11 protein-coding genes are annotated in these 13,561 nt (G+C 61.5%); 8 read left to right on the forward strand and 3 right to left on the reverse strand.

What is annotated here, in order from left to right; translation table 11 throughout:
• Window positions 1-5: 5 nt before the first annotated feature.
• Genes AACH10_RS23980 through AACH10_RS24000 form a run of 5 tightly spaced genes read left to right on the forward strand, consistent with a single transcriptional unit; the run spans window position 6 to window position 5,901 of the window.
• Window positions 6-1,250: a glycosyltransferase gene (locus AACH10_RS23980; RefSeq protein ID WP_341413077.1), complete on the forward strand. Its 1,245-nt coding sequence runs from the start codon at window positions 6-8 to the stop codon at window positions 1,248-1,250.
• A gap of 6 nt (window positions 1,251-1,256) precedes the next feature.
• Window positions 1,257-2,633, forward strand: coding sequence for a phenylacetate--CoA ligase family protein (locus AACH10_RS23985; RefSeq protein WP_341413078.1), 1,377 nt, complete (start codon window positions 1,257-1,259; stop codon window positions 2,631-2,633).
• 11 nt (window positions 2,634-2,644) lie between these two features.
• On the forward strand, window positions 2,645-3,961 hold the full coding sequence (locus AACH10_RS23990; protein ID WP_341413079.1) for a putative O-glycosylation ligase, exosortase A system-associated: 1,317 nt from the start codon (window positions 2,645-2,647) through the stop codon (window positions 3,959-3,961).
• 2 nt (window positions 3,962-3,963) lie between these two features.
• Window positions 3,964-4,914, forward strand: a complete 951-nt coding sequence (locus tag AACH10_RS23995; protein ID WP_341413080.1) for a polysaccharide deacetylase family protein — start codon at window positions 3,964-3,966, stop codon at window positions 4,912-4,914.
• A 60-nt stretch (window positions 4,915-4,974) separates the two neighbouring features.
• On the forward strand, window positions 4,975-5,901 hold the full coding sequence (locus AACH10_RS24000) for a glycosyltransferase family 2 protein (protein ID WP_341413081.1): 927 nt from the start codon (window positions 4,975-4,977) through the stop codon (window positions 5,899-5,901).
• Between the two features lie 74 nt (window positions 5,902-5,975).
• Here AACH10_RS24000 and AACH10_RS24005 read toward each other — a convergent pair whose 3' ends face one another.
• The 3 genes from AACH10_RS24005 to AACH10_RS24015 are packed head-to-tail and all read right to left on the reverse strand — an operon-like array spanning window position 5,976 to window position 9,836.
• Window positions 5,976-6,986, reverse strand: coding sequence for a glycosyltransferase family 2 protein (locus AACH10_RS24005; RefSeq protein WP_341413082.1), 1,011 nt, complete (start codon window positions 6,984-6,986; stop codon window positions 5,976-5,978).
• 13 nt (window positions 6,987-6,999) lie between these two features.
• Window positions 7,000-8,538 (reverse strand): asparagine synthetase B family protein, encoded by a 1,539-nt coding sequence (locus AACH10_RS24010; RefSeq protein ID WP_341413083.1) that lies wholly within the window; start codon window positions 8,536-8,538, stop codon window positions 7,000-7,002.
• Window positions 8,535-9,836: a glycosyltransferase family 4 protein gene (locus AACH10_RS24015; protein ID WP_341413084.1), complete on the reverse strand. Its 1,302-nt coding sequence runs from the start codon at window positions 9,834-9,836 to the stop codon at window positions 8,535-8,537. The genes AACH10_RS24010 and AACH10_RS24015 overlap by 4 nt, the downstream gene beginning before the upstream one ends.
• 98 nt (window positions 9,837-9,934) lie before the next feature.
• On the opposite strand from AACH10_RS24015, the gene AACH10_RS24020 reads away from it, so the two are divergent.
• The 3 genes from AACH10_RS24020 to AACH10_RS24030 are packed head-to-tail and all read left to right on the forward strand — an operon-like array spanning window position 9,935 to window position 13,333.
• Entirely contained in the window at window positions 9,935-10,885 is a 951-nt protein-coding gene (locus tag AACH10_RS24020) for a glycosyltransferase family 2 protein (protein ID WP_341413085.1), read from the forward strand.
• Window positions 10,885-12,396: a lipopolysaccharide biosynthesis protein gene (locus AACH10_RS24025; RefSeq protein ID WP_341413086.1), complete on the forward strand. Its 1,512-nt coding sequence runs from the start codon at window positions 10,885-10,887 to the stop codon at window positions 12,394-12,396. Before AACH10_RS24020 ends, AACH10_RS24025 begins: the two co-directional genes overlap by 1 nt.
• A gap of 31 nt (window positions 12,397-12,427) precedes the next feature.
• Window positions 12,428-13,333: a polysaccharide pyruvyl transferase family protein gene (locus tag AACH10_RS24030; RefSeq protein WP_341413087.1), complete on the forward strand. Its 906-nt coding sequence runs from the start codon at window positions 12,428-12,430 to the stop codon at window positions 13,331-13,333.
• The last annotated feature ends 228 nt before the right edge of the window (window positions 13,334-13,561 follow it).

Consider the following 13,561-nt stretch of genomic DNA (forward strand, 5'->3'; position numbering starts at 1 on the left):
AGTCCATGGCGTCTGGCCCGCACATCGTCGTATTGAGCAGCCTGTTCCCGAGCGCGGTGCAGCCTGGCGCAGGCCTGTTCATCCGCGAGCGCATGTTCCGTGTGGGACGCCAACTGCCCCTGCAGGTGGTGGCGCCCACGCCGTGGTTTCCCCTGCAGGGGCTGCTGCGCCGCTGGAAGCCGGGCTTCCGGCCCGGTGCACCGGGCCATGAGCAGCAGGCTGGGCACGAGGTGTGGTTTCCGCGCTTCCTGTCGGTGCCGGGCGTGCTCAAGCAGTTGGATGGCCTGGCCATGGCGCTGGCCGCCTGGCCGCGGTTGCGCGCGTTGCGCCGCGCTGGACAACTGGACCTGATCGACGCGCATTTCGCCTATCCGGATGGCTACGCCGCAACCTTGCTGGGACGCTGGCTGGGCGTGCCGGTGACGATCACGCTGCGCGGTACCGAATCGCGTCTGGCGCGCGATCCGTTGCTGGCACCGCACATGGTGCGGGCCCTGCACGCTGCCACACGGGTGTTTGCGGTGTCGGATTCGCTGCGCCAGGTGGCTATTGGCCTCGGTCTACCGCCCGACAAGGTGCAGGTGGTGGGCAATGGCGTGGATCTGGCGCGCTTTCGTCCCATGCCCCAGGCCGAGGCGCGGCGCGCGCTGGGTCTGGCCGAGCATGCGCCGGTGTTGATCAGCGTCGGCGGCCTGGTCGAGCGCAAGGGCTTTCATCGCGTGATCGAACTGCTGCCGGCGCTGCTGCAGCGCCATCCCGGCCTGCGCTACCTGGTGGTGGGCGGCCCCAGCCCCGAGGGCGACATGGGCGAGGCGCTGCGTGCGCAGGTGGCGCAGGCGGGCTTGGGCGAGGTGGTGCGCTTTCTCGGCCCGCTGCCACCCGACGCGCTGCGTGGGCCCCTGTCGGCGGCCGATGTGTTTGTGCTGTCCACACGCAACGAGGGCTGGGCCAATGTGTTTCTTGAGGCCATGGCCTGCGGCCTGCCGGTGGTGACCACGGCCGTGGGCGGCAATGCCGAGGTGGTGTGCCGGCCCGAGCTGGGCAGCGTGGTGCCGTTCGGCGATGCCGCGCAGTTGGAAGCCGCCATCGACCAGGCACTGCGTCACGACTGGAACCGTGCCGCGATCCGTGTCTATGCCGAAGATAATACCTGGGATCGCCGGGTCGAGACGCTGGTTGGCGTGTTCCAGCGGCTGCACCGTCAGTGCAATGCCGGCTCCTCCGCGCCACTGTCGGCGCCCACGCACTGAATGCACATGACCGGGCTGTACACCGCCATCACCTCGGGCCTCGTGTTCCCCTTGCACGAGCGCCTGAAGCGCCACGCCACCGTGGCCGTGCGCCGCGGGCTGGAGCAAAGCCAGTGGTGGCCGGCCGAGCGCCTGCAGGCCCTGCAGGTGGAGCGGCTGCGCGCGCTGCTCACCGATGTGGGCGTGCAGGTACCCTACTACCGCGAGCTGTTCGCCGCGCGCGGTTTCGACCCGCAGGCCGTGCGCAGCCTGACTGACCTGCAGCAGCTGCCGCTGCTGACCAAGCCGCTGATCCGCGCCAACACCGAGCGGCTGAAGCATGCCCAGCCCGCCGGCCTGGCGCGCTTCAACACCGGCGGCAGTTCGGGCGAGCCGCTGATCTTCTTCATCGGGCGCGAGCGCGTCAGCCACGACGTGGCGGCCAAGTGGCGCGCCACGCGCTGGTGGGGCGTGGACATCGGCGACCCCGAGATGGTGGTGTGGGGCTCGCCCATCGAGCTGGGCGCGCAGGACCGCGTGCGCGCGCTGCGCGACAAGCTGCTGCGCACCGAGCTGCTGCCGGCCTTCGAGATGAGCGAGGCCAAGCTCGACGGCTTTGTCGCCGCCATCCGACGCCAACGACCGCGCATGCTGTTCGGCTACCCCTCGGCGCTGACCCACATCGCCCGCCACGCCCAGCAGCGCGGCCAGCGCATGGACGACTTGGGCATCCGCGTGGCCTTCGTCACCAGCGAGCGGCTCTACGACGACCAACGCGCCGCCATCTCCGGCGTGTTCGGCTGCAAGGTGGCCAATGGCTATGGCGGCCGCGATGCCGGCTTCATCGCGCATGAGTGCCCCGAAGGCGGCATGCACCTGACGGCCGAGGACATCATTGTCGAGATCGTCGACCGCGACGGCCGCGTCCTGCCGCCGGGTGAGGCGGGCGAGGTGGTGGTCACTCACCTGGCAACGCGCGACTTTCCGTTCGTGCGCTACGCCACCGGCGATGTGGCCGTGTTGGGCACCCAGCCCTGCGCCTGCGGCCGCGGCCTGCCCTGCCTGGAGCGTATTGAAGGTCGCACCACCGATTTCGTGATGGCCGCCGATGGCACCGTGATGCACGGCTTGGCTCTAGTCTACGTACTGCGCGATCTGCCGGGTGTGCGCCAGTTCAAGATCGTCCAGGAAACCCTGCAGCGCACGCGTGTGCTGGCCGTGGTGGACGACAGCGTCGGCCCTGGCTTCGAGCCGCATGTGATCAGCCGCTTCCAGCGGCGCCTGGGCGAGGGCGTGCAGGTTCAGGTCGAACGTGTTGCTGCCATCGCGCCGGAGAAGTCCGGCAAGTTCCGGTATGTGGTAAGTCTGATCTCGACCGGCGCTGAACAGACACTCAATCGCTAAGGGCCCGCAAAGTGCGCGACTTGCTCATTGTTGGCCTCGTCTTGCTTTCTTGTGTTGCCGCGTTACGGCGACCCTGGCTGGGTGCCTTGGCGTGGGCGTGGCTTAGTTTGATGAGCCCTCACCGCTATACCTATGGTTTTGCTCAATCTTTCCCGGTAACTGCATTGGTGGCGGTGGCCACTTTGCTTGGAATGCTTGCTACGCGAGATCGATGGAGTCCGCTTCGTGGTGGGGTTGTGTGGATCTTTGTGGCCTTTAATTGTTGGTTAACCATTTCATGGTTGGCTGGCCCTGACATCGAGGGGCAGTACGATCAATGGTCAAAGATCATGAAGATCAACCTCATGGTACTTGTCTCAATGTCGATAATCCGAAGCAGGTTTCAAATTAACTGCTTTGTCACGGTTTGCGCGCTGTCTCTCGGAATCTTGGGAGCCAAAGGGGGGCTGTTCACCTTGATGACGGGAGGCAACTATCGCGTGTGGGGGCCTCCGGGTACGTTCGCTGGCGGCAATAATGAATTTGCGTTGGCTCTGGTTACTGTGATTCCATTAATTCGCTACATGCAGCTACAGATGGATAGCCGATGGCAGCGCCATGTGATGTTATTGCTGATGCTGTTGTGTGGCGCCGCAGCGCTCGGGTCTCACTCCCGTGGCGCGCTACTGGCCGGCGCCACCATGGGCCTGATGCTTTGGTGGCGCGGTAGCCGCAACCGCCTGACCAGTGGCTTGGCAATGGCGGTGCTCGTCATGGCCGCCTTGTCCTTCATGCCAGCGCATTGGTTCGAGCGCATGGAGACCATCGAAACCTATGACGAGGACCGATCGGCGATGGGACGGTTTGCCGCGTGGTCGCTGGCATGGAACTCAGCCTTCCATAACTTCACCGGACTAGGTTTGAATGCGGCCGTGTCCGACTATTTCGTCAAGTACTCGGCCTATGGCTTGGAGTACGGCACCCCCGTGGCTCACAGCATCTACTTCCAGGTACTGGGCCACCACGGCTTCATCGGTTTGGCGCTGTGGTTAAGCATATGGGTTGGCGCGTGGCGCTATGCAGCGGTGCTGCGGCGGATTGGTAGGGCCGAGCCGCGTGCGGCCTGGAGTGCCGATCTCGGCGCCCTCGTCCAGACCTCGCTGGCTGGCTTTCTGGTCGGTGGGGCCTTCCTCAGCCTAGCCTACTACGATTTGATCTACAACGTGCTGGCCATCGTTGTGCTTGCGCGCTGGTGGGTTGATCGCCAGGCCTGGAAAACCGAGCCTGAACCACCGCCCCTGAGTTGGGACATGTGGCGACGCCCGAGACCAGCTTCCGTCAAGACCTGACCATGCTACAAAGCTTGATTCGCTGGCGTTCGCCAGCTGGCCCGAGGGCGCGCCTGAGCACGCTGATTTTTCACCGCGTGCTGAGCCAAGCCGATCCCCTGTTTCCGCACGAGGTTCACGCTCAGCGGTTCGACCAGATCTGCGGCTGGATCGCTCGCTGGTTCAATGTGCTACCGCTAGACCAAGCAGCGCGACGCCTGGCTGAGGGTAGCTTGCCCGAGCGCGCTGCCGCCATCACCTTCGACGACGGGTATGCAGACAACGCAGAGGTGGCTCTGCCCATACTGCAGCGCCACGGTCTGTGCGCCACCTTCTTTGTTGCTACGGGCTTTCTGAACGGCGGCCGCATGTGGAACGATTCGCTGATCGAGTCGGTGCGTCGGTGCCCAGGCGACGGCTTGGATCTGGGCGACACGCCCGCACAGGCTTTGGGTCGGTTGCCGCTGACCACCATCGCACAGCGGCGTGAAGCCGCCTTGCGCCTGATTGGTGCGGCAAAGTACCTGTCGCAGCCCGAACGAGCGCAGTGGGTCGAGGCCGTGGCCCGGCGCAGCGGCGCCACCCTTCCCGATGACCTGATGATGCGCGACGACCAGTTGCTGCGCCTGCGTGACGCCGGAATGCAGATCGGCGGGCATACAGTTACCCATCCAATCTTGGCACGCCTGCAGTTGGACGAGGTACGGCGCGAGATCGCACAGGGACGCGATGATCTACAACGCCTCCTGGGCCAGCCTGTGAGGCTGTTTGCCTATCCCAACGGCAAACCGTCGGAGGATTATCAGACGCAGGCCGTCGACATCGTTCGAGAACTGGGTTTTGACGCAGCGGTCACCACAGCATGGGGTGCGGCCGGAACAGGATCTGACTTGTTTCAATTACCTAGATTTACGCCTTGGGATCGAGCGCGCGTCCGTTTTGGACTCCGCTTGGCATGGCAATTGACGAAATAGGCGGATCCGACGCGTTTGCATTGAAATGCAACCCGTTGACCACTTTAAAAAGGGGCTCTGATGAGTTGTACCGTCGCTGTTGTTTTGATTAACTGGAAGAGGCCGGATGAGGTCTCAAAAACTATAACCCGGCTGCGGGCTCAGGCGCACCAAGATATCGTCATATACATAGTTAATAATGGAGATGTTGTCGCGCTTCATGCGGAACTTCCCAAAACCGCTGAATTTCGAATTAGAATAATTGAAGCCGGAGGGAATTCTGGCTTCTCAGGTGCCTGCAATCTCGGGTTGGCGGCGGCACGTGAAGAGGGGATTGGTTACCTGTGGTTTTTGAACACGGATACGCGAATAGAGTCCGACTGCTTGACCGAACTTTTGAACGAAGTCGAGAGCCATCCAGACTGTGGATTGTTTAGTCCTGTGATTTTTAATGACGACGTCGACTATCCTGTCTGGGTGGCTGGCGGAATTGTTGATTCGCAGAGCCTGAATTTTAATTGGGTTAGGTCATTGGCCGAGGCTGCCAAATTTCAACAAGAGAATCCTGAGTGTCTTGTCCTTCCTGGGACTGCGTTATTGGTGCGTCGGGAGGCCTTTGAGGCAATTGGCCCAATGGATGAGGAGTTGTTCGCCTATCACGAAGATGTTGACTTCTGTCTGCGGGCTGAACAAAGAAATATTGGGCGCAGGCTTGTTTTTGGTGCTCGAATTTATCACTGCCATAAATTGGGTGAGCCCATTGCGCCGCATGTTGGTTATTACACCGTACGGAATTCACTGTTATTGATGAAAAAATACGGTCTGATAATCGCCTTCCTTCGTCGTGCGGTGTGGGAGGCGCACGGAATACGACGCAACGGGCAAGTGGGATCCGATCTGAAAACTGCCCGGGCGCTTGGGTTGGTTCACGGCCTTCTTGGTCGCACGGGTGAATTACCTTCGGCCAGTCGTTTGCCATTCTGGATTAAGTTTTTCTTTCGTATATGAATTCGACAAGTCCTTGACTTGTCGGCATCATCGCTTCCGGAAAGCAGACTCGGCTACGCGAGTATTCCGGCCCGTCATAGTAGTTGTCTTATTTTTCTGAGGCTTCGCGCAATGACTAACGAGGCCATCTCCATCTCTGGATATGGAGCGAGGGCCAAGAGTTCGCTGCGCATTTTTTTATAGCCGGTAATATAGACTTTCGCGGCTCCAAAGCTTCGCATTGTCGATCTCAAAATGCTTTCTAGAAACTCTTCTCTGGCGATCCTGATTTGGCTCGGGTTGGGTGACAGGTTTTCTATAATATTGCGAATGACACGCGCTCGTTCAAGATCGTGAAGCCATGCCTTCGACATCTTATTTCTGACTGTGCCTGCCGAGAATCTAAAATTATTGAGCGCATCTGCGATGTAAGCTACATCACTGACGGCGAGTATTCGGGTGTAGGTTGAATAGTCGCCGCAAAAGCGCATGCTTTCATCTGCAAAGCCAATACCCCGTAGGATATCTAATCTGATGAGGCTGCTGCTTACGTTTGGAATGATGCAGCGTCTTGTCCAGTACTGTGTGCATTCTTCCCTGCCGTTGGCGACATGGTCGGAATCCCATTTGGATTGATGTAGCGAAGCGGTCCAGTCGGCGGTGCTGCCAAAAACTCTAGATGCTTCGTCCACCTTATTTGATCTGCAGTAGGCAATACCTGCTGTTGGATTTTTTTCTAATACGCCGACCATTCGCTCGAGAAACGTCGTGGCGGCAAAATCGTCCGATTCAGCAATCCAAAGATATCGGCCGCTGGAAAGGCTTGCACCTCGATTCCATTGAATGTAGGGGCTTCCCGCATTCCTCGCATTTTCAACGATAGTCTTTACCTTTGGGTGATTTCTATATCGCCGAAGAATCTTTGTGCTTTCATCGGTGGAGGCATCGTCCAATAAAATCAATTCAAAATCAAAAAAAGTTTGATTTAGAATGCTTTCTATCCGCTGCTCGAGATATTTTTCGTGGTTGAAATTTGGCACTATCACCGAAACGGTGGGTGATTTATCAAGATTTTGATTGGAATTTTGCTTAGAACTCGAATTCATGGTGTTTCGATGATCAAACTCGCCAAGAGGGGCGGTGCTGCTGAAACCATTGCTCCAACATCATCAAGATCCAGACCATTTCGCCGTAATAGCCTGGGTGCTCGGCCAGGTGCTGGCTCAGCAAGTTGTTGATGAAGGTTGGGCGCACCATGCCGCGCGTGCCCAAGCTGAGTAATGAGTCGGTGGCCAATGCGCGCAGGCCCGCGTGGCGCAAGAGCCAGGGGCCGAACGGTAGTCCGAAGCCGTGTTTGGGCTTGTTGATGATCTCGTCGGGTAGAAAGCCACGCAGGGCTTCCTTGAAGAACCAGCGCAACTTCAGGCCATTGAGCTTGTAGTCGTCGGGTAGATGCAGCGAAAACTCCAGCAGCGCCGGATCCAGCATTGGGTACGCGACCTCTACGCCGGCCAGCGTTGTGGCACCCCGCACCTTGGGAATATCGCTCTCGGCAAGGGTATAGCGCCAGTCGTAAGCCAAGGTGCGGTTGAGTTCGCTGGGCGGCGTGGCCATAGCGCCTGAGCCGGCCCAAGCCCAGACCTCACGTTGGTGCTGAGTCGGCCCCTGTACATCAACCTGATGCAGAAACCCTGGCTCCAGTACCTCGTCGATGCCCAGACGCAGCAGCAGGTTGTACATCTGCAGACGGTCGGGCATGGGTACGCGGGCCTGTTCCACGTAGCTGGCGGCTTTCTTCAAAATCGGTACGCGGGAGATCCCGGGCTGCAGCAGCAAAGGCTCAAGCATGCTACGCAGCGGGGCCGGCACGCTTTGGTAGTGGCCGAACACGCGTTGTTTGGCATAACGCGCGTTGCCGCCATAGAGCTCGTCGCCGCCGTCTCCGGCCAGCAGGCGCGACACCCCCGCTTGGCGGGCCTGGAAGGCGCAGTAGTAGGCCGGCAGCACTGACGAATTGCCAAAGGGCTGGTCGTATGACCCGGCAACTTCGGGAATGCTTCGCACCAGATCGTCGGGTGTGATGTAGTAAGCGTGATGCTCGCAGCCGAAGTGGCGCGCAGCCAAGCGCGCATATTCCATCTCGTCGTAGCCGTCCGCTTCGAACCCGATGGAAAAAGCCAATGCACCACTGCCGCTGGCCTCGCGGATCATTCCGGCAACGGTAGAACTGTCGGTGCCACCGCTGAGAAAGCATGCCGCTGGACCGTCACCTGCGATGGCGCGCTGCACCGAGGCCTTGAGCAGGGTGCGGAACTCTTCGCGCAACGCCTCGAACGACACCTTCTCCGCCGGGCGAAAGCGCGGCGCCCAGGCCACCTCAAGGCTTGGTTGGGCGCCCTGGAAGTTCAGACGGTGCCCCGCGGGTACCCGCGATACGCCCGCAAACACTGTCCGTGGCGACGGGATGCAGTGGAAATACAGGTATTCGAACAGGGCCTGTGCATCCAGCGGCGTATGCCGGTCGGCAAGGGAATCTGCGCGCGCGGCTTGGTGCACCGTGCCGTCAGCATCACGGCGCCAGCATCGTGACTGCAGACCGAAGGGATCGGCGTCGGCCAAGTCGACCAGTTCACCAGAGGGGGTGGGGTGACGATTCATCGGGCAGTGCCCAGTAGGCTGTTTCTCATGGACTTCCAAGCATGACGGGCGTGGCCGCGCAAACGCTGAATCAGGCCTGGCTCGGGCAGGTGGGTCGGGGTCTGAGCGATGCGCTGGTAGTGCTGCAGATACAGCCCGCGCAGCACCTGCAGATCGTAGTGCTCGCGCACCACCTGTAGGCCCCGGCGGCCCAGGGCTTGCCAGTGCTCGGCTGGCGTGTCGCGCAACACCCGTGTGAGTTCGCCGGAGCGCTTCATGTCAATGAACACGCCTTGTTTGACGATCAGGCGCTGGTTAGGGTGCTGCGTGCAGATCACCGGCAATCCCATGGCCATGGCCTCGATGTAGGCGATGCCAAATGTTTCGAACAGTGAGCCCAGAACGAATACGTTCGCTGCCGCCAGGGCTTGGGGCAGATCGGCATGGGCCACCTTTGTGAATGTGACGCGCGGCCCCAGCAACTGGGCACCCAGGGCCTTGATCTGCGCGGTTTCACCACTCTCCTGGCCAACAATGACAAGGTGGATGTGAGGCAGCGGCGCCACCTCGCGGATCACATGGTCCATGCGCTTATGGTTGACGCCGATGGTGCCCACGCTGATGACCACAAGGGCATCGGCCGAAATGCCGTGGCGCGCCCGGAAGTCGCTGCCAACGTCGGGATGGAAGCGCGTCAGGTCCACGCCATGCGGGATCATGAAGGCGCGCCGCCTGTCGCTGTAATGCAGGTTGTGTTCTGTGTGCTCCTGCACAAAGTCGCAGGGCGGCAGGTCGGGGCCGGGAATGGCTCCACCGTTGGCAAACACAATCTTGGGCGTGCGCCGGAACAGGTGGCGGTTGGCGTGCAGTACGGTGCACACCTCCTGCTCCAGGCAATGCACCACATCGAAGTCGCCGGCCAGCAGTGGGCCGATGGCGGCATAGGCAAAGCCTTCGTGTTCGATGCGCTGGCGCTCCTGCTCGCGGATCGAGGTCGCCCAGCGCGAAGCCTGTGGCACGTGGATGTGATCCAGCAGCGGCGAGTTGCGAGGCACATTTGGAATCACCCACTCACGAGGCGAAGCCGCCCCGCCGCCCTTGAGCAGTGTGATGTCCAAGCTGTCGCGGAGCAAATCAAACAGGCCCTGGGCAAAGACCTCATGGCCGCGAGCCACATGGCCTAGCCCCGAGCACAGTAAAGCGACCTTCAAGCCTGAACCTCCCAGCATGGCAGCGACGGATGCATCGCCTCTGATTGTGGGCCCAGCGGCGGCCCCGAAAGGCAGCTCGGCCCGCTTGGGGAGCTTGAAACTGCGCATTAATAAGCCGCTGCTGCGTTGTGCCGACGCTGGCGCAGCCAACGGCGGCGAGGCAGGGTGCCAGAATGCGCGGCGGCGCAATTGTCGCCACCGCCGACATGTCCACCCTGCCTGCCATCTCCGTCGTCATACCGGCTTACAACGCCTCAAGCTTCCTGCCCACCACGCTGCGGTCCGTGTTGTCTCAGGAGGGCTTTGAACTAGATGTCATCGTGGTCGATGATGGCTCTAGTGACGATACCGCGGCCAGCATACGGAAGGGCTATCCGCAGGTGCGGCTGCTGCAACAGTCAAATGCGGGTGTTGCTGCAGCCCGCAATCACGGCCTGGCTCAGGCCCAGCACGAGTGGGTGGCCTTTGTTGATGCCGATGATGTCTGGCTGCCAGGCAAGCTGCAGGCGCAATGGGCGCAGTTGCAGCGGCAGCCCGAAGCGCAGATGGGTTACACCGCTTGGCGCGTGTGGCACACCGATGACATCGAGCCCGCGGCGGATTTGCTATTGGATGTGGTGCAGGCCGGTCTGGCGGGCGACGCAGCCCAGCACTTTGCCGGCGCCAGCGGGTGGATCTACCCCGAACTTTTGGCAGATTGCGTGGTCTGGACCAGCACGGTGCTTGCCCGGCGCTCGCTATTGTTGGATTTGGGTGGCTTCGACGCCGGCCTGCGCATCGGTGAGGACTACGACCTGTGGTTGCGGGCCTCGCGCCTGACCCCCATCCTGCGCGTGCCGCGGCCATTGGCGCTGTACCGCCACCACGGAAGCAACATCACTCATCGCGTCCCGGAGCGCAACTTCAAGGGTGAGGTGGTGGGGCGGGCGCTGGCCCGCTGGGGCTACACCGGGCCCGATGGCCGGCAGGCTGATCGCCGCCTAGTCGATGCTGGCTTGGCCCGTAGCTGGGCTGACTTTGCCGGCGCCCGTTTGATAGAGGGACAGACCCAGGCTGCGCGTCGAGCAGCATGGCAGGCCCTGTTGCTGGATCGTCGTCAGTGGTTGGCCTGGAGTGTGCTGGCCAAGTCCTGCCTCACCCCGGGGCGAACTGCTTGATGCGCGTGCGGACCCGGCCCCAACAAAGCTTTGCGCGCCGCCATCTGGCCGTGGGCCACAAGGTGGCCGTGGGCGCCGGCTTCCAATTTTTGGGCATAGGCTTTCGGACGGCCGTCACCCTGCTGTCGACCGCCGCTCTTGCCCGCTTGCTGAGCCCAACCGAATTTGGCTTGGTGGCCATGGCAACGGTGGTTACCGAGTTCGCGGCCCTGCTGGGTGCTTTCGGCTTTGGCAATGTGCTGGTGCAGCAGCCGGTGATCAACCGATTAAAACTCGACACCACTTTTTGGGCTTCTTTGGCCGCGGGGGCCGCCCTGGCCGTGGTGGTGGGGTTAGTTTCGTTGATTGCAGGTCGGTTCTTCGCCGATGCCGATGTGGGGCGACTGCTCAGGCTGATGAGCTTCAACTTCGTTCTGAACAGCCTGTCCGCCGTGCCAGCGGCGGTTTTGGCGCGGCTAATGCTTTATCGGCTGGACTTCCTCATCCAGATCAGCGTGGTGCTTGTGCGCGCCGGCGTGGCCGTGACTGCGGCATGGGGTGGTCTGGGTATGTGGAGTTTGGTGATTGCGGCTTTGGTCGGAAGCGGTCTACAGGCAAGCCTAAGTCTGCGAGCGGCGCGGTACTGGCCGCGCCTGCGCTTCCATAGTCAGGCGCTCACCAGACACTGGCGCACTAACGGTGGATACCTGGGTAATGGCTTGTTGCATTACGTGAACACCAACCTCGATCTGCTGCTCATCGGGCGGGCGTTGGGTGCCACCTCGCTGGGCTTCTACCAGAATGCGCGCTCGCTCACTGATGAGATACGCGGTCGCATCGCGATGCCGCTGCAGCAGGTTCTGTTTCCGGCGTTTTCGGCACTGCAGGCCGACCGGGTAGCATTTCAGGCTCTGGTCATGCGGGCTGGGCGCCTGCTGGTCGCGGTGGTGATCCCGGTGGGATTTGGCGTGTCGGCCAATGCCGAGTTGCTGGTACGTGCTCTGTATGGTACGCGCTGGCTGCCCATGGTGGATGTCATGAGCTTGTTCGGCCTGGCCGCTGCGGTGCGTGCCGCCGCTGCGCTGTCGATCCCCCTGTTTAATGCCACCGACCGGGTTGGATTGGCCCTGCGCTACAACGTTGTTGGCACGGCATTGCTGATAGGGGCCGTGCTGGTGGGAATGCCGTGGGGGGTGGAGGCAGTAGCGGCCGGTGTGGCGTTGGCGTCACTCTACCCGTTGGTCAGTCTGCGGGCCGCGCTGGCACAAATCGGCCTTGGTACGCGTGACTTCATGAGACTGTTGGTGCCACCGCTGCTGGCCGCATCCGGCATGTGGCTGGCGGGTCTGGCGCTCAACGACATGGATCCGCCTCAGCGGGTCAGTAGTAGCGTCCAAGCATTGGCCTCTCTGGCCGCCCACGTTGGCGTATGTGCCGCTATTTATTTGCTCCTGCTGGCGCTGTTGGCGCCGGCTTTACGTTCCGAGTTATTGGTTCTGTGGCGCAAGCTGGGTATTCGGCTTGCGCGGTAGGCCTGAACTCCAGCCTAGCAGGTGTTTGGCGATGAAGCTCTTCTATTTCAAAGATCCCGCGGGTAACTTTGGCGATGACCTCAATCCCTGGATGTGGCCTCAGCTGGTTCCCGAATTGCAGGCTGTCTCAGGGCGGGATGGCTGGCTGGTGGGCATTGGCACCTTGCTGAACCATCGACTACCTGCCGATGTACCGCTGCATGTGATGGGCAGCGGCGTTGGCTACGGTGACCGCATGCGGCAGGATGCACAGGTTCACTTCCACGCCGTGCGCGGGCACAAGTCGGCCGCAGCACTTGGGTTGCCTGCCGATACTGCGATCACCGATGCGGCGGTGCTGCTGCGCACGCTGTCGGTGCCGGCCTCGCGCCTGCCGCGCGAGCGCGTGGGGGTGATGTTCACCGGGCGCAGCCTTTACAACTACGACTGGGAACCATTGTGCCAACGTCTGGGCTACGCGTTCATCAGTTGCCACTGGAGCGTTGAGCGTGTCTTCCATGAAATGCAGCGATGCGACGTGCTGCTCACCGAGGCCATGCACGGTGCTATCGTGGCCGATGCCTTGCGTGTGCCCTGGGTGCCTATCACCTGCAGCGAGGGCGTGCTGGCGTTCAAATGGGAGGATTGGCTGTCCACAGTGGATCTAGCCTATGAGCCCAGCGTGTTGACGCCCCTTTACGACTTGCAGCGTCACTGGGACTGGCGTGTCCATGCTAAGCACCACTTGCGGCGCGGTCTGGCACCGCTGGGTCTGGTGGCACGCAGCGAGGTGCAACCGCCCAGCGACCAAGCGCAGGTGGAAATGGCATTGCGACAGTTGCAGGACGCAGCAGGCCGGCCGGGGATGCTGAGCTGTGAGTCGGTGCTGGACAACCATGTGGCGCGTTTTGAAAGACGCATTGCGGTCTTGCGCGAGCGGCTGAACCGGCAGGCCTGACAGTTATCGCCGGTGGCGACCGACCCGTTTGGCTATCTCCTGCAAAGTCGTTGAACGGCGGTCGGCGTACTGTCGGGGCGGCCAAGTGGTTGTGTCCAGCACCTGCCTCAGATGCAAAGCAAGGGCATCCGTCCGGCCAACTCGCCTGGACGGATTTGCAATCCATTGATTCGCCGCTTTGCTACTGGGGTGCAGCGTGACGGGCCAGCGATACGGCAGCAATTCTTC

Origin of the sequence: Pseudaquabacterium inlustre (assembly GCF_038066595.1) — a bacterium.
In the GTDB taxonomy this organism is placed as follows: Bacteria; Pseudomonadota; Gammaproteobacteria; order Burkholderiales; family Burkholderiaceae_C; genus Pseudaquabacterium; species Pseudaquabacterium inlustre.